The 16,643-nt window shown below is 70.2% G+C and carries 12 protein-coding genes; 8 read left to right on the top strand and 4 right to left on the bottom strand.

Going from position 1 to position 16,643, the window contains the following annotated elements:
- Window positions 1-385: 385 nt before the first annotated feature.
- Window positions 386-2,029 carry a phosphoenolpyruvate carboxykinase gene (locus GGR16_RS09240; RefSeq protein ID WP_210289528.1) on the top strand — a complete coding sequence of 548 codons (1,644 nt, stop codon included), beginning with the start codon at window positions 386-388 and terminating at the stop codon, window positions 2,027-2,029.
- A gap of 50 nt (window positions 2,030-2,079) precedes the next feature.
- Here GGR16_RS09240 and GGR16_RS09235 read toward each other — a convergent pair whose 3' ends face one another.
- Window positions 2,080-3,948, bottom strand: a complete 1,869-nt coding sequence (locus tag GGR16_RS09235) for a potassium/proton antiporter (RefSeq protein WP_183316431.1) — start codon at window positions 3,946-3,948, stop codon at window positions 2,080-2,082.
- A 641-nt stretch (window positions 3,949-4,589) separates the two neighbouring features.
- Between GGR16_RS09235 and GGR16_RS09230 the strand changes: the two genes are divergently transcribed.
- Window positions 4,590-6,629 carry a transglycosylase domain-containing protein gene (locus GGR16_RS09230; RefSeq protein ID WP_371259738.1) on the top strand — a complete coding sequence of 680 codons (2,040 nt, stop codon included), beginning with the start codon at window positions 4,590-4,592 and terminating at the stop codon, window positions 6,627-6,629.
- Window positions 6,630-6,635: 6 nt separating this feature from the next.
- Here GGR16_RS09230 and GGR16_RS09225 read toward each other — a convergent pair whose 3' ends face one another.
- From GGR16_RS09225 to GGR16_RS09215, 3 genes are all read right to left on the bottom strand, one after another.
- Window positions 6,636-7,802 carry a multidrug effflux MFS transporter gene (locus GGR16_RS09225; protein ID WP_183316430.1) on the bottom strand — a complete coding sequence of 389 codons (1,167 nt, stop codon included), beginning with the start codon at window positions 7,800-7,802 and terminating at the stop codon, window positions 6,636-6,638.
- A gap of 93 nt (window positions 7,803-7,895) precedes the next feature.
- Complete coding sequence (locus tag GGR16_RS09220) at window positions 7,896-8,654, bottom strand: M48 family metallopeptidase (RefSeq protein ID WP_183316429.1); 759 nt, start codon at window positions 8,652-8,654, stop codon at window positions 7,896-7,898.
- A gap of 65 nt (window positions 8,655-8,719) precedes the next feature.
- Window positions 8,720-9,994, bottom strand: coding sequence for a polyhydroxyalkanoate depolymerase (locus GGR16_RS09215; protein WP_183316428.1), 1,275 nt, complete (start codon window positions 9,992-9,994; stop codon window positions 8,720-8,722).
- A gap of 322 nt (window positions 9,995-10,316) precedes the next feature.
- Between GGR16_RS09215 and GGR16_RS09210 the strand changes: the two genes are divergently transcribed.
- From GGR16_RS09210 to GGR16_RS09185, 6 genes are all read left to right on the top strand, one after another.
- A complete protein-coding gene (locus tag GGR16_RS09210) occupies window positions 10,317-11,630 on the top strand; it encodes an ActS/PrrB/RegB family redox-sensitive histidine kinase (RefSeq protein WP_246373014.1) in 1,314 nt (437 codons plus the stop codon).
- 104 nt (window positions 11,631-11,734) lie between these two features.
- Window positions 11,735-12,286, top strand: a complete 552-nt coding sequence (locus GGR16_RS09205; RefSeq protein WP_371179636.1) for an ActR/PrrA/RegA family redox response regulator transcription factor — start codon at window positions 11,735-11,737, stop codon at window positions 12,284-12,286.
- Between the two features lie 112 nt (window positions 12,287-12,398).
- Entirely contained in the window at window positions 12,399-14,330 is a 1,932-nt protein-coding gene (locus tag GGR16_RS26070) for an adenylate/guanylate cyclase domain-containing protein (protein ID WP_210289509.1), read from the top strand.
- 94 nt (window positions 14,331-14,424) lie between these two features.
- Window positions 14,425-14,982 carry a LemA family protein gene (locus GGR16_RS09195; protein ID WP_019402408.1) on the top strand — a complete coding sequence of 186 codons (558 nt, stop codon included), beginning with the start codon at window positions 14,425-14,427 and terminating at the stop codon, window positions 14,980-14,982.
- Between the two features lie 18 nt (window positions 14,983-15,000).
- Window positions 15,001-16,095 carry a M48 family metallopeptidase gene (locus tag GGR16_RS09190; RefSeq protein WP_246373012.1) on the top strand — a complete coding sequence of 365 codons (1,095 nt, stop codon included), beginning with the start codon at window positions 15,001-15,003 and terminating at the stop codon, window positions 16,093-16,095.
- A gap of 45 nt (window positions 16,096-16,140) precedes the next feature.
- A complete protein-coding gene (locus GGR16_RS09185; protein WP_183316424.1) occupies window positions 16,141-16,602 on the top strand; it encodes a MerR family transcriptional regulator in 462 nt (153 codons plus the stop codon).
- Window positions 16,603-16,643 lie beyond the last annotated feature (41 nt).

Here is a 16,643-nt window from a genome sequence, read left to right as displayed (position 1 = left end):
GGCCTGTCCGGCTTTAGCCCGAGTGGCTGACGGCGTCGGCAATGCAGCGCAGACCTTTCCGCCGTCTTGGCCGGGCTTGACCCGGCCATCCACGCCTTTGACGTTGTAGAACGTTCTACCGCGTGGATGCCCGCGACGAGCGCGGGCATGACGGCGGGTGCGATTGTGCTTCAACGCCGCGGCGCCGCGAGAAGGGAGCGTCGGATCTTCACCGGTCACGCTTCGCGGCCGCACGCCGTTGCCAGCAAGGAAGCAATTCCCTTCAATCGATTCGATGGAACGAGCAGCCTGTCCCCGCACTTGAAAGTCTGCCATATGCCGGGCATCGATGGTTCCGGCGGCTGCGGTGCGCGGACGTGGAGGCCTCGCGGCCTTGAGGTCCATCATGCGTGGCGGCGGGGGCGCAAGGAGGTCATTCGTGGACAACGTCGGCGTATTCAACGGCGCATGCGGCGCCGAGAGCTTCGGCTTCAAACGGCTCAAGCGCGTTTTCTGGAATTTCGAGGCCCCGCGCCTCTACGAGGAAGCGCTCAAGCGCGGCGAGGCGGTGCTCGCCAAGGGCGGCGCGCTCGCGGCTGAGACCGGCGTCCATACCGGCCGCAGCCCGAAGGACAAGTTCATCGTCAAGGACGATGCGACGCGCGATGAGGTCTGGTGGGACAACAACGGCGCCATCACGCCGGATCAGTTCGACACGCTGCTCGCCGATTTCCTCGCCCATGCCGAGGGCAAGGAGCTCTTCGCGCAGGATCTCTACGGCGGGGCCGACCCGGCCTATCGCGTCAATGCCCGCGTCTTCACCGAATATGCGTGGCATTCGCTCTTCATCCGCAACCTCCTGATCCGCCCCGACGAGAGTGAGCTCGCCCGCTTCGCGCCGCAGCTCACCATCGTCGACCTGCCGTCCTTCCGGGCCGATCCCGCGCGCCACGGCGTGCGCTCGCAGACCGTGATCGCCTGTGATTTCTCGCGCGGCATCGTCCTCATCGGCGGCACGTCCTATGCCGGCGAGATGAAGAAGTCGGTCTTCACCTTCCTCAACTACGCCCTGCCCGGAAAGGGCGTGATGCCGATGCACTGCTCCGCCAATGCCGGCGAGCGCGGCGACGTCGCCGTCTTCTTCGGCCTGTCCGGTACGGGCAAGACGACGCTGTCGGCCGATCCCTCGCGCACGCTCATCGGCGACGACGAGCACGGCTGGAGCGCCGGCGGCGTCTTCAATTTCGAGGGCGGCTGCTATGCCAAGACCATCCGCCTGTCGCGCGAGGCCGAGCCCGAGATCTACGCGACGACCGAGCGCTTCGGCACCATCCTCGAGAACGTCGCGCTCGATCCGCTGACGCGCGCGCCGGATTTCGACGACGGCTCGAAGACCGAGAACACGCGCTGCGCTTATCCGCTCGACTTCATCCCGAATGCGAGCGCGACCGGCCGCGCCGGCATGCCGAAGAACATCGTCATGCTCACCTGCGACGCCTTCGGCATCCTGCCGCCCATCGCCAAGCTGACGCCCGCCCAGGCCATGTATCACTTCCTCTCCGGCTACACGGCCAAGGTCGCCGGCACGGAGAAGGGGGTGAAGGATCCGGAGGCCACCTTCTCGACCTGCTTCGGCGCGCCCTTCATGCCGCGCCATCCGTCGGTCTACGGCAACCTGCTGCGCGACCTCATCGCCAAGCACGGGGTCGACTGCTGGCTGGTCAACACCGGCTGGACCGGCGGCAAGTACGGCGTCGGCCGGCGCATGCCGATCCGCGTCACAAGGCGCCTCCTGACGGCGGCGCTCGACGGCTCGCTGAACCGCGCCGACTTCCGGCAGGATCCCTATTTCGGCTTCGCGGTGCCGACCTCGGTGCCCGGCGTCGAGCCGCACATCCTCTATCCGGTGAAGACCTGGGCCAGCAAGGCCGAGTTCGCCGAGACGGCGAAGCGCCTCGTCGGCATGTTCCGGGACAACTTCAAGAAGTTCGAGGACCACGTCGACGCCGACGTGCGCTCGGCCGGCCCCGATCTGTCGATCGCGGCCTGATCAACGCTCGCGGGCGCGGGAGACGCGCCCGCGGCCCCCAATGCGGGCCGTCAGAGGCGCTCGTTGCGCTTCGAGAGCGCCGCCCGCAGACGGTCCCCGAGACGGCCCGTCGCCTCGGCGAGCCGGGCCTGCAGCGGGCCGAGGCGCGCGAGCGTCCCGGCCATCAGGCGCTCCAGCCGCGTCGTCGGCACGACGGCGGCGACATCCGCATCCTCGCTGTCGAGGATGAGCGAGATCGTATGCGCCACGCCGTCGTCGACCCCGCGGGCGACGAGCGTCACCGGCCCGAGCGCGATGCGGTCGCCCTCGCGCACCCCCTCCTCGAAGGTATCGCTGAACAGGCTTCCGACCGTCTGGTCGCTGATGTCCTCGTCGACGGCGATGCCGTAGGTCTGCGCAAGCTCGCCCAGCCTGATCTCGGGACCGAAGCTGAACACGCCGGCCGAGGCGCGCCCCTGGTGGCCCTCGAAGGGGGCGAACAGGCGGTCGAGCCGGTTGACGCGCTGCGGCGGCGCCAGGAAGTAGCCATAGTCGCCGACGCGCAGCACGCCCGCCTCCTCGGGGGTGAGGACGGCGTTGCGCCGCACGATGAGCACCGCGCGCGCCCAGGGCGGCAGCCCGCCCCGGTCCATCACCGGGCTGTCCGCGAGCACGGGATAGCCGACCATCTCGTAGTCGAGCTGGCCCGGCAGGTCGATCTCGACGCGGCTCACCTCCGGCGCCGGGTCGGCGAGCGCCACCCCGGTGCTCTGCGCCACGCGGGTCACGGTCCAGCCCTGCAGCAGCAGCGAGACGAGCACGACGAAGAAGGCGACGTTGAAATAGACCTCCGCCTGCGGCAGCTGCGACAGCATCGGGATGGCGGCGAGGAAGATCGACACGGCCCCGCGCAGGCCGACCCAGGAGATGAAGAGCTTCTCGCGCACCGGGAAGCGGAACGGCGTCAGGCAGAGCCAGACCGCGGCGGGGCGCCCGATGAAGATGAGGAACAGGGCGATCGCGAGCGCCGGCACGGCATGCCCGACGAGATCGGCGGGCGTCACCAGGAGGCCGAGCATCAGGAACATGACGATCTGGCACAGCCAGGTCGCCGCGTTGTGGAAGCTCAGGATCGAGGCGAAGGCCCTCACCGGCCGGTTGCCGACGATGATGCCGGCGAGATAGACGGCGAGGAAGCCCGACCCGTTGACCAGCGACGTCATCGCATAGATCGCGACGGCGCTGGCGACCACGAGCAGCGGGTGCAGGCCGGAGGGAAAGGTGACGCGGTTGAGGACGAAGGTGATGGCGAAGCCGCCGGCGATGCCCGCCGCCGCGCCGACGATGCCCTGACGCAGGAGGAGGTCGACGAGGTCGGCCACCGAGGAGGTGCCGTCGGCGCCGATGAGCTGCACCAGCAGGACGACGAGGAAGACGGCGGCGGGATCGTTGGTCGCCGATTCGACCTCCAGTGTCGCATTGACCCGCCGCTTCAGCTGCAGGCCGCCGGCGCGCAGCAGGAAGAAGACCGCCGCCGCATCCGTCGAGGCGACCACCGAGCCGACGAGCAGCGCCTCGATCGGCCGCAGGTCGAGCACCAGCATGGCGACGAGCCCGGTCAGCCCCGCCGTGATGACGACCCCGGCTGTGGCGAGCAGCGCCGCCGGCGCCACGGCCCCGCGGATGCCGGCGAAACGCGTGCGCAGGCCGCCGTCGAAGAGGATGATGGCGAGCGACAGCGAGCCGACGAGATAGGTGGCGCGGTAGTCGCTGAAGGGGATGCCGCCGATGCCGTTCTCGCCCGCCAGCATGCCGATGGCGAGGAAGACGAGCAGCAGCGGCGCGCCGAAGCGCGAGGCGACGAGGCTCGAGGCGATGCCCACGACGACGAGGCCGGCGCCGAACAGAAGCAGGGAATTGAGAATGACGATGCTGGTCATGCGTCTTTCGGGGGCAGGCCATGGCTGCCGCCCGGCGCGGACGGCGCCGGCCGGCGGAGGAACCGGTGTGACATGAGGTTGAACCAGAATCCGGCGAAAACCGAATCGTTCGTCCATATGACAGCCGAGGAAGCCGGAATTCAGGCAAAATCGCGCAGAACTGCATGGCAAATCGCATTGTTCCAAAGGTGTTGCGGCCGTGCCGCACTCCCCTTGTCCCGTGCGCTGCACGGGGGTAACCGCCCCTTAATCCGCCACATTTATAGCTTGGTTGAAACGCTGCCCTGCAGTGGCCGCGCGTGCGGCCCGCGCACCTGCGCAAACGGAGAGACATGGCGTTCGACCAATGGCACGACCGGCAGCCCGTGCCCGGCCCTCAGGACGGAGCACGGCGCCGCGCCGCGGATGACGGATTCGACCTGCGCCTGTCGCCGGAAGACCGGCCCACCGGCATCGCCGCCGGCGCGCAGCGCCGCACGGCTCGCCCGTCGCCGGGCCCGCGTCCGCAGGAGCGGCGCGAGCCGGCGTTCTCGGCGACGCCTGCCGGCGTGGAGGATCCCGGCCGATATCCGGCATCGGACGGCGTGGACGGCCTGGGGGAGAGCCTTCCCGGGGACGGCCTTTTCCACGAGGAGGACGTGATGGCGAGGCGTGCGGCGGGTCGCCGCTCCCGCAAGGGCGGCGGGCGCGGCAACGGGGGAGGCGGCTCGGGCGGGGCGCGTCGCGGCGGCGGCCGCCGGCGGCGCTCGTTCCTCGGCTGGGTCGTGCGCAGCTGCTTCGTGCTCGCCATCTGGTGCGGCATCGCCGTTGCGGGCGTCGTCGCCTATCATTTCGCGCAGCTGCCGCCCATCGACCAGCTGACGGTGCCGAAGCGCCCGCCGAACATCGCCATCGCCGCCTCCGACGGCACGCTGATCGCCAACCGTGGCGACATGGGCGGGCGCGAGGTGAAGCTCGCCGAATTGCCGCCCTATCTGCCGAAGGCCTTCATCGCCATCGAGGACCGGCGCTTCTATGACCATTTCGGCATCGATCCGCTCGGCATCACGCGCGCCATGGTGCGCAACGTGACCTCGCGCGGCGTTGCCCAGGGCGGCTCCACGCTGACGCAGCAGCTCGCCAAGAACCTCTTCCTCACCCAGGACCGCACGCTTTCGCGCAAGATCCAGGAGGCGATCCTGGCGCTGTGGCTGGAGCAGAAGTTCACCAAGGACGAGATCCTCGAGCTCTATCTCAACCGGGTCTATTTCGGCGCCGGGTCCTATGGCGTCGAGGCGGCGGCCCTGCGCTATTTCGGCAAGTCGGCGCGCGAGGTGTCCCTGTCCGAGGCGGCGATGCTCGCCGGCCTCGTCCAGGCCCCGTCGCGCCTCGCCCCCAACCGCAACCCGGACGGGGCCGAGAAGCGCGCCCAGCTCGTGCTCTCGGCCATGGCGGACGAGGGCTTCATCTCCGAGGCCGCGGCCAAGAACGCGCTGATGGAGCCGGCGACGGCCATCAAGCCGCGCGGCGCCGGCTCGGCCAACTATGCCGCCGACTACGTCATGGACGTGCTCGAGGACTTCATCGGCCCCGTCGAGCGGGACGTGGTGGTGGAGACGACCATCGACGTCGGCATGCAGCGCGCGGCTGAGAAGGCGCTGGTCGAGGCGCTCGACAAGCAGGGCGGCAAGTACGGCGTCGGCCAGGGGGCGCTCGTCTCGCTCGCCACCGACGGCGGCATCCGCGCCCTCGTCGGCGGGCGCAACTACGGCCAGAGCCAGTTCAACCGCGCGACCGTGGCGATGCGCCAGCCGGGCTCCTCCTTCAAGCCCTTCGTCTATCTCGCCGCGCTCGAGAACGGGCTGACGCCGGACACGGTGCGCGAGGACGGGCCGGTCAACCTCAACGGCTGGCGCCCCGAGAACGCGAGCCGCAAATATGCCGGCCCCGTGACGCTGACCACGGCGCTGGCGCGGTCGATCAACACGGTCACGGCGCAGCTCATCGCCGAGATGGGGCCCAAGGCGGTGGTGCGCACGGCGCAGCGGCTCGGCATCACCTCGCCGCTGCAGCCCAACCTCTCGCTGTCGCTCGGCACCTCCGAGGTGCGGCCCATCGAGCTCGTCGCCGCCTATGCCGCCTTCGCCAACGGCGGCACCGGCGTCATCCCCTATCTCATCCGCGAGGTGAAGACGCCGGACGGCAAGGTGCTGTTCCAGCGCACGCCGACCGACCTCGGCCGCGTCATCGAACAGCAGCACGTGGCGGACATGAACATGATGCTGCGCCAGACCCTGCTGACGGGCACCGGCCGCCGAGCCGAGATCGCGGGCTGGGAGGCCGCCGGCAAGACCGGCACCAGCCAGGAATACCGTGACGCCTGGTTCCTCGGCTATACCGGCAGCCTCGTCACCGGCGTGTGGCTCGGCAACGACGACAGCAAGCCGACGAAGAAGGCCTCGGGCGCCAACCTGCCCGCCGAGATCTGGAAGACCTACATGACTGCGGCCCTGAAGGGCCAGTCCCCGGTGCCGCTGCCCGGCGGGCCGTTCAACCGCCTGCCGCCCGCCGACGACGAAGCGCTCGTCGCCGACGGCGGCTATGCCGGCGCTCCCCCGCCGGCCGCCGGCGGCGGGCCGCCCGCCCAGGCGGCTGCGCCGCAGCGCCAGCGCGGCCTGCTGGAGATGCTCTTCGGCGGGTGAGGTGGATCAGGCGCCGGCGCGGATGCGCCGGCTGCCCGTGAAGAGGGCGAAGGCCCCGACCCCGATCATCGCGATGGTCGCCGTGAGCGGCACGGCGGAGACCGCGACGACGTGGCCGACATAGAGCCCGACGAGGGCCGCAAACGTCATCTGGCAGATGCCGAGCAGGGAGGAGGCCGCGCCCGCCCGCTCCGGGAAGGGCATCATCGCCGCGGCCGCGGTCTGCGGCATGACGAGGCCGACGCCGAAGGTGTAGACGGCCATGGGCAGCACCACGGCAAAGACCGAGGCGACCCCGGCGAGCGCGAACGCTAGCATCACGAGGCCGCCGGCGGCGAGGCAGGCCGTGCCGAGGGCGATGGTGCCGTCGAGGCCGCGCCGGCCGACGAGGCGCTGGGCCAGCACCGTGCCGCTGATATAGCCGATGACCACCGTGCCGAAGGACAGGCCGAAGGCGATCTCGCCGAGGCCGTAGAGGTTCTGCAGCACGAAGGACGAGCCGGAGATGAAGCTGAAGAGCCCGGCATAGGTCAGCGCGGCGAGGCCGACATAGACGCGGTAGAGCCGGCTCGCGATGACGATGCGGAATTCGGCGCCGATGCGGGCCAGCGACAGCGGCCGCTCGGGGCGCTGCCGCAGGGTCTCGGGCAGCGCCGTGGCCACGACGGCGGCGAGCGCGAGGCCGCAGCCGAGCGTGACGGCGAAGCTCGCCCGCCACCCATAGAGCGCCTGCAGGACGCCGCCGAGCGCCGGAGCGAGCGCCGGCACGAGGCCCATGATCGTGCCCATGCGGGAGAGTTCGCGTCCCGCCCGCGGCCCCTCGTAGAGATCGCGCACGACCGCGCGGGCGAGCACGATCGGGCCCGAGGCGCCGAGCGCCTGGACGAAGCGTGCAGCCGTCAGCCATTCGATCGAGGGGGCCAGCGCGCAGGCCGCGGTCGCGGCGGCGAAGAGGCCGAGCCCGGCGAGCAGCACCGGCCGGCGGCCGTAATGGTCGGACAGCGGCCCGTGCACGAACTGGCCGGCCGCGAAGCCGAAGAGGAAGGCCGACAGGGTCATCTGCGCCTCGGCCGAGCCGGTGCCGAAGAAGGCGGCGATGACGGGCAGCGAGGGCAGGTACATGTCCGTCGACAGCGGCCCGAGCGCGGTCAGCAGGGCGAGCGTCGCGGTCATCGCGAGGGTGTCGGGTGAAAGGCGCATGGGAACCGGGCAGCCGGGAGGTGAGGGCATCCTCCTCTAGGCGTCGCGGGGGCGCCTGTCGAGCCTTCAGCCGTAGCGGTGCAGGGCGGTGCCGTGGCGCTTGAGCCAGGCCTCGGCCTCGTCCGTGCGCGGGCACAGTGCCTTCGTCAGCCGCCAGAAGCGCACGGAATGGTTCATCTCCTTGAGATGCGCCACCTCGTGCGCGGCGAGATAGTCGAGCACGAAGGGCGGCGCGAGGATGAGCCGCCACGAGAAGTTGAGGCGCCCGGCCGCGCTGCACGAGCCCCAGCGGCTCGTGGTGTCGCGGATGGTGACGGCGCTGGCCTTGCGGCCGAGGGCGTTCGTGTGCCGCTCGACGGCCGCGCGTAGGTCGCGCTCGGCTTCGCGCACGAGGAAATCGCGCAGCCGCCGCGGCACGTGCACCGCCTCGCCGCCGACGCTGATGATGGCGGCTCCGTCGCCGTCGCGGCCCGCCGCAGCGGGCGAGCGCTGTCCCGCAAGGTGGACGATGCGGTGCAGCTCGCCGCGTAGCGGCACCAGCGAGCCGGGCAGCAGGGGCACGCGCTCCGGCACCCGCTCGAGCCGCGTCGCCAGCCAGCCGCCGTGGGCGTCGGCGAATTGCCGGGCGCGTGCGAGCGGCGTGCGCTCCTGCAGGGTGAGGATGGCTTCGCCGGTCGCACCCGAGACGCGCAGCGTGATCCGCCGCGCGCCGGCGCGCCGCTTCACCGTGACCCGGTAGTCCTCGCCCGCATGGCGGACGAGGATATGGTCCGGATCGCCGGTGTGATCGTCGGGAGGTTTGATGCGCCGGAAGAGGCTTCGCATGAGCGGATGATGGCGATTCGGCCGGAACCCGTCACCAGAAATGCGGAGGGCCGTGGCCCGTCCGCTCACTCGGCTGCGACGCGCCGCGGCTTCCTCTTGCCGTGCATCGTTTCGATCGTGGCGATGAAGTCGGCGATGCGCGGTGCGATCTCGGCGCGGAAGCGCGAGCCGTTGAACACGCCGTAGTGTCCGACACTCTTCTGCAGGTGATGGACCCGCATCTCCGCCGGGATGTTGACGCACAGGTCGTGTGCCGCCTCGGTCTGCCCGACGCCGGAGATGTCGTCCTTCTCGCCCTCCACAGTCATCAGCGCGACGCGGCGGATGGCCGTGAGGTCGACCGGCTTGTCGCGGTGCATCATCTCGCCCTTCGGCAGGGCCTGGCGGACGAAGACCGTGTCGACCGTCTGCAGGTAGAACTCCGCCGTCAGGTCCATGACGGCCATATACTCGTCGTAGAAGTCCCGGTGCTTGTCGGCCGAATCGCCGTCGCCCTCGACGAGGTGGTTGAACATCTCGAGATGCGCCGAGATGTGCCGGTCGAGGTTCATGGCCATGAAGCCCGAGAGCTGCAGGAAGCCGGGATAGACCGAGCGCATGAAGCCCGGGTTCGGGAACGGCACGCGGAAGATGCAGTTGCGGCGGAACCACTCGGTGCCGCGTTCCTCGGCGAGCTTGTTCACGGCGGTGGGCGAGCGGCGCGTGTCGATCGGACCGCCCATCAGCGTCATCGAGCGCGGCACGAACGGATCGTTCTGCGCCTCCATGCGCGCGATGGCCGCGATCACCGGCACCGCCGGCTGGCAGACGGCGAGGACGTGCACGTCCGGGCCGAGCACGTGCAGCATGGAGATGACGTAGTCGATGTAGTCGTCGAGGTCGAACCGGCCCTCGGACAGCGGGATCATGCGCGCGTCCGCCCAGTCGGTGATGTAGACCTCGTGCGTCGGCAGGAAGGTCTCGACCGTGCCGCGCAGCAGCGTCGCATAGTGGCCGGACATCGGCGCGACCACGAGCATCTTCGGCTGGTTGGGGGTGCCCCCCGGCATCGACCGGTCGAAATGGACGAGATTGCAGAACGGCCGCTGCCAGACGATGCGCTCCCTGACGCGGGCGCGCTGCCCGCCGACGGCGGTGGTGCCGAAGCCGAACTCGGGCTTGCCGTAGCGGCGTGTCGACCGCTCGAACAGCTCGCAGGCGGCGGAGACCGAGCGCCCGTAGGGGGTGTTCGTCAGAGGGTTGGCAGGGTCGGAGAAGACGGCCTGGGTGGCGCCGGACAGGAGCCGGGCGGGACCGACCGCCGCATGCGCTGCCTCGTACCAGTAGTAGGCGAGATTCATTCCCACCTCCTTGATTCGTTTGCGCGCCGCAGCGAATCACACGCGATGCTGCAGTGCAATATCGCCCCGACTGTATCGCCGATTTGGATCGATTCAAACCTTTAAGTTATCAACAACCCATTAAACAAACGTCCAAAGGACAGCTTTGATCCATCGGAAAGAATGCCTGACGCCTATTGCAACGCACATGGGGAATACGAGCCGATCATTGTGCACGCGCGCGCAGCGTGCTTGGTAGGCGCCAGGGCAGGTTCCGGGCGCGTTTCCGGGCCCGTTTCATGCCGCCGCCCCGAAAGGGCAGCGAGGAGGGCAGCACATGCCGATGGCCGACGAAGCCTTCGTCGTTTTCAACCGACACGCGCAGCAGCTGCGGCTCGACACGCTGGTGCGCCTGCGCTGGCTCGCGGTCATCGGCCAGAGCACGGCGGTGGCCGGCGTTCACTTCGGCCTCGGCTTTCCCCTGCCGTTCGGCCTGTGCTTCCTCGTCATCGCCGTCTCGGCCTGGCTCAACATCGCCCTGCGCATCCGCTATCCGGTCAGCTACCGCCTCGGCGACGGCGCCGCCTCGGTGCTGCTCGGCTATGACATCCTGCAGCTCGCGGCGCTGCTCTATCTGACGGGCGGGCTGGACAACCCGTTCTCGCTGCTGTTCCTCGCGCCGGTGCTCATCTCGGCGACGGCGCTGCCGCCCTGGCGGACGCTGGCGCTCGGGCTTCTCGCCATGGCCTGCGCCACGGGGCTCGCCTTCGTGCACCAGCCGCTTCCCTGGCGGCCTGGCGAGGTGTTCCAGCTGCCCTTCCTCTACACCGCCGGCATCTGGGCGGCGATCTTCCTCGGGCTGAGCTTCACGGGCATCTATGCCTGGCGTGTCGCGGAGGAGGCGCGCCAGCTCGCCGATGCGCTGAGCGCGACGGAGCTGGTGCTGGCGCGCGAGCAGCACCTGTCGCAGCTCGACGGCCTTGCCGCCGCCGCCGCCCACGAGCTCGGCACGCCGCTCGCCACCATCGCGCTCGTCGCCAAGGAGCTCAGCCGCCAGTCCTCGCCCGACAGCGCCATGGGCGAGGACATCGCCCTCCTGCGCGAGCAGGTGGAGCGCTGCCGCGGCATCCTCGGCAAGCTCACCTCCCTCGGCACCGAGGAAGCGAGCCCGCTGGAGAGCCTGACGCTGCACCACCTCATCGAGGAGGTGGCCGGACCGCAGCGGCCGTTCGGCGTGCCGATCTCGGTGTTCTTGTCGGGCGAGCCGCCGGAGCCGGTCTGCCGCCGCAATCCCGGCATGCTCTACGGGCTCGGCAATCTCGTCGACAATGCGCTCGATTTCGCCCGCTCCAAGGTCGACATCCGCGCCTATTGGGACGCCGAGACCGTGTCGATCGCCGTGGCCGACGACGGGGCCGGCTTTGCCCCCGAGGTGCTGCTGCGCCTCGGCGAGCCCTATGTCACCACCCGCGGCGTCGGCCGGCGGGCCGGCGGCGAGGCCTCGGGCCTCGGCCTCGGGCTCTTCATCGCCAAGACGCTGCTCGAGCGTTCCGGCGCCACGCTCGCCTTCCGCAATGCCGCCGCACCGGCCCAGGGCGCCGTCGTGACCATCTCCTGGCCGCGCGCGGCCTTCGAACGCACCTCCGTGGTGGCCTGACGACACGGTTTTTCGTGACAGGAAGGGGAAACTTCCTATCTATAAGGTCGGGAGGTCGAAGCGCGCAGCTCGCGCGTGCGCGCGGCTGTCAAACGAGGATGATGATGCAGGCGAGTGCGAGTGAACCCGGTTCCGACCAGAGCCTCCTCATAGTCGACGACGATCGGCCGTTCCTGACGCGCCTGGCGCGCGCCATGGAGAGCCGCGGCTATTCCGTGCGGACGGCTGAATCGGTGGCCGAGGGGCTCGCCGCGATCGACGAGGATCCGCCCGCCTTCGCGGTGATCGACATGCGGCTCGGCGACGGCAACGGCCTCGACGTCGTCACGCGCCTCAAGGAGCGCCGGCCCGACGCCCGCGGCATCATGCTGACAGGCTACGGCAATATCGCCACCGCGGTTTCGGCCGTGAAGCTCGGCGCCTACGACTATCTCGCCAAGCCCGCCGATGCGGACGAGATCCACGCCGCCCTGATGGCGCGCGGCGGGGTGCGCGCCGCGCCGCCGGAAAACCCGATGTCGGCGGACCGGGTGCGCTGGGAGCACATCCAGCGCGTCTACGAATTGTGCGGCCGCAACGTCTCCGAGACGGCGCGGCGGCTCAACATGCACCGGCGGACCCTGCAGCGGATCCTCGCCAAGCGCGCGCCGCGCTGAGCCTGTTGCGAGCAGCGGGGGCGGCGATGCGCGCCGGGATGTGCGTTTCGGCACGGATCGCGGTCGGGATCCGCTCTAGCTCTCGCCCATAGCAGGACCGGAGCCTTCGGGCATGAAGCGCAGGATCGCCGCCATTCTCGCCGCCGACGTGGCCGGCTATTCGCGGCTCGTCGCCGAGGCGGAGGAGGAGACGCTGCAGAGGCTCGCCGCCTATCGGGAAGTGTTCGACGAATTCGTCGGCCGGCACGGGGGGCGCATCTTCAACACCGCCGGCGATTCGGTGATGTGCGCCTTCGACAGCGCGGTGGAAGCGACGCGCTGCGCCATCGACATCCAGGAATCGCTGCGCACCCGCAACCTGTCCCTGCCCGCCAACCGGCGCCTGCAGTTCCGCATCGGCATCAGCATCGGCGACGTGGTCGAGCGCGACGGGGACATGCTGGGCGACGGCGTCAACATCGCCGCGCGCCTCGAAAGCCTCGCCGAGCCCGGCGGCATCTGCGTCTCGCGCTCGGTGCACGAGACGGTGGCGAACAAGATCTCCGTGCCCTTCCGCGACATCGGCGCGCGCGAGGTGAAGAACATCCCGCAGCCCGTGCACGCCTTCGTCGTCGCCTGGCCACAGCAGGTCGCGGAGGTCGCGGACAGGCGCGCTTTGGGGGGCCTTTTCGCGGCCCTGCCGCGGCCCGGCGCCCCGATGCTCATGGCGCTTGCCGCGGCCGTGGTTGTCGCCGTCGCGGTCATCCTGTGGGCCGCCGGCGCGCTGACCGGCCGGGCGCCCTCGACAACCCCGCCGACCGCAGGCACGCCGCCGTCCGGCCATGCCACCGGCGCCGCGGAGCCCGGCGGGCAGGATGACGCTGCCGCCTTCGCCGCGCTTGCCCGGCGCGGCGGCATCGTGCCCGACGCCTCGAGCGCCGCCGAACTCTACCACAACGCCCGGCTCTATGAGGCGCGCGGCGACACGCCCGAGGCACGCCGTGCCTATCTCGTCCTGGCCCGGCTCGGCGGCGAGCAGGTCGATCCCCTCCTGCGCCTTGCGGCGCTGCTGCGCGCAGGGGAGGGGCGGGCCGGCGCGCGGGAGGTTTTCGGCGAGCTTCTCGCCCGTCGCGCGACGCGCGCGGCCACCCTCGTCCACGCTTTGCAGTTCGAGGGGGCCGAGCGGCGGACGAAGGTCGAGGCCTTCGCCGCCGCCCATCCCGATTTCGCGCCGGCCTTCTACCTGCTCGCCGGCGAATATGGCGAAGGGCGCCTCGGCACCCGCACGCTGACCGACCGGCGGCTGGAATTCGAGGCGCTCGAGCGCTTCCTCGCCGCGGACGAGGAGGGGCGGCTGCCGCCCTTCTTCCTCGACCAGTCGGTGCTGGCCGAGTGGCTCGACGATGCGCGCCGGCGCCGGGGCGAGACGGAGGCCTTCTTCGCCACCGGCACGACGCGGCCGGTCGCCTCCTTCACGCGCTCGAACGCCGGCTGGCATGCCGCGCTGTCCATGCCTGAGCCTGCGACGGCCATCAGCTACCGCATCGGGGACACGGGCGAATTCCGCGTAACGGGCACGAGCCAGGTCCTCGACCCGCGCACCGGCAAGCCGGCGCCGCTGACGAGCTTCCCCCTGCCCGCCGACCAGGAGAAGACCTCCGTCTACGTCATGTACGACGATGCGGCCGGCCGGCCGGTCGGGCCTTTCGTCATCGACTTCGACCCGCATGCGGCGCTCGTCGCCGGCCAGCGCGACGCGCTCAGGCAGGCCCCGGGCGCCTGGATCGCCTTCCGCGCCGACGGGCCGACGCTCGTCTATTACACCCATCTCGTCAGCTACCGCTGCGCCCTGCAGAGAGCAGTGATGGGCATCGACGGCGGTCCGCTGGAGACCGTGCTGCCGCTGCCGCCCTGCGACGAGAGCAATCCTTATGCGGTGCCGGCGAACGTGCGGCCCTATCTCATCGTCCCCGACGACACGCGCACCGTCTCCGTGCAGCTCGTCTTCGCCGACGGCAGCCGCTCGCAGGTGGAGACCTTCCGCCGGCCCGCCGCCCGGGACTGAATGATCTCATGCCGCACGCGGTCTTTTCGCGCGCCTGCGCCCATGGCATCGTCGCCGCGCCGTGGCGGGCCGCGGCGCTGAGGAGGGTTTTGCGATGGAATGGGCGATTCTCGGCATCGTCGTCGTGGCGGTGCTCTATGCGATCATGGTCTACAACGGCCTCGTGTCGCTGCGTCAGCGGGTCAACCAGGCCTTTGCCGACATCGACGTGCAGCTGAAGCAGCGGCATGATCTCATCCCCAACCTCGTCGAGACCGTGAAGGGCTATGCCGCCCACGAGCGCGGCACGCTCGACGCCGTCGTGCAGGCCCGCAACGCCGCGCTCGGCGCGCACGGCCCGGCCCAGCAGGCGGCGGCCGAGCAGGCGCTGAGCGGGGCGCTCGGGCGCCTCATCGCCCTCGCCGAGGCCTATCCCGACCTCAAGGCCAACACCAATTTCCAGCAGTTGCAGGTCGATCTCTCCGACATCGAGAACAAGCTCGCGGCGGCGCGGCGCTTCTTCAACAATGCGGTGTCGGAATACAACGCCGCCATCCAGGCCTTCCCCGCCGTGCTGTTCGCCGCGAGCTTCGGCTTCACCCAGCGCGAGTTCTTCGACGTCGGCGAAACGGCCCGCCAGCAGCTCGACGTCGCCCCGCAGGTCAAGTTCTGACGAGGGGGGCCGGGCATGCTGCCCGCCTTCGGCCTCTACAGCCACATCCGCAACAACCGCATCCGCTCGGGGCTGCTGCTCGCCGGGCTGTTCCTCCTTGTCTACGTGCTGACCTATGCCGGGGCGCTCATTGCCGAGGCAATGAGCCGCGACGACACGCTTGACGGCTACCTTCGCGGCGCCTTCGGCGGTCTCCTCACCGCCTTTCCCTGGGTCACGCTCGGCACGGGGCTGTGGCTCGCCATCGCTTGGAAGTTCCACCAGGGCATGATCGCGCTTCTGACCGGCTCGCACAGGGTGACGCGCGAGGAGGAGCCGAAGCTCTACAACCTGCTCGAGAACCTGTGCATCTCGCGCGGCCTGCCCATGCCGCGCCTCAGCATCATGGAGAGCGAGGCGCTCAACGCCTTCGCCACCGGGCTCAACGAGGAGCAATATGCCGTCACCGTGACGCGCGGGCTCATGGGCGCGCTGAACGATGCCGAGATGGAGGCCGTGCTCGCGCACGAGCTCACCCATATCCGCAACGGCGACGTGCGCATGATGGTCATCGCCGTCGTCATCGCGGGGGTCGTCTCCTTCTTCGGGGAGCTCATGTTCCGCGGCCTGACGCGCATGTCGTGGCGCGGCTCGTGGCGCGGCGGCTCATCCCGGCCGTCCTCGTCCTCATCGTCCGGTAGCCGCAAGGGCGGCGGTGGGGCGGTGGCCATCGCCATCCTCATCGCCGTCGTCCTCGTCGTCCTCTCCTGGCTCCTGTCCATCCTCATCCGCTTCGCGCTGTCGCGCTCGCGTGAATATCTCGCCGACGCGGGGGCGGTGGAGCTCACCAAGAACCCGGACGCCATGATCGGCGCGCTCCTGAAGATCTCCGGCCGGGGAGAGCTGGCGAACGTGCCCTCCGGCCTCATGGAGATGTGCGTCGACAACCCGCGCTCCGGCTTTACCGACCTTTTCGCGACGCATCCCTCCATCGACGATCGCATCGATGCCCTCGTGCGCTTTGCCGGCGGCCGGCGGCCCGAGCCGGTCGAGACCGTGCCGCACATCGCCGGGCGGCCCGACGCCGATCCGCCCCCCTCCGACACGTCGCCGCCGCACGGCCCGTGGGGCTGAGCTTGCGGGATGCCTGGTCCCTCCATATCTGTAGCCTTTACAGATATGGAGATGAGCATGCGCCCGAACCTGCCCGAGGACCTGTCCATCGGTGCCCTGTCGCAGGCGACGGGCGTCAATATCGAGACCATCCGCTACTACGAGAAGATCGGCCTCCTGCCGCCGCCGCCGCGCACCGAGGGCCGGCAGCGGCGCTATGACGGCACGGCGGTGCGGCGCCTGCGCTTCATCCGGCACGCCCGCGACCTCGGCTTTTCCGTCGACGCGATCCGCGATCTCATCGCCATGGCGGCCGACCCGGCGGCCTCCTGTTCGGGCGCCGACGCCATCGCCCGTGCGCATCTCAAGGATGTCGAGCGGCGCATCGCCCAGCTCGCGGCCCTGCGCGACGAGATCGCCCGCATGCTCGACCATTGCGGCGACGGCACCATCGCCGATTGCCGCGTCATCGAGGTGCTCGCCGACCACGGCCAGTGCCTGCACGAGGACCATCGCACGCCGGCCTGACAGGCTGCCGCCTCCCTCTTGCCACTGTCCGGCCGCTTCGA

Origin of the sequence: Chelatococcus caeni, assembly GCF_014196925.1 — a bacterium.
Classification (GTDB): Bacteria; Pseudomonadota; Alphaproteobacteria; order Rhizobiales; family Beijerinckiaceae; genus Chelatococcus_A; species Chelatococcus_A caeni.
Note: the sequence above shows the minus strand (reverse complement) of the source record. Positions and strands in the feature narration are given on the sequence as shown.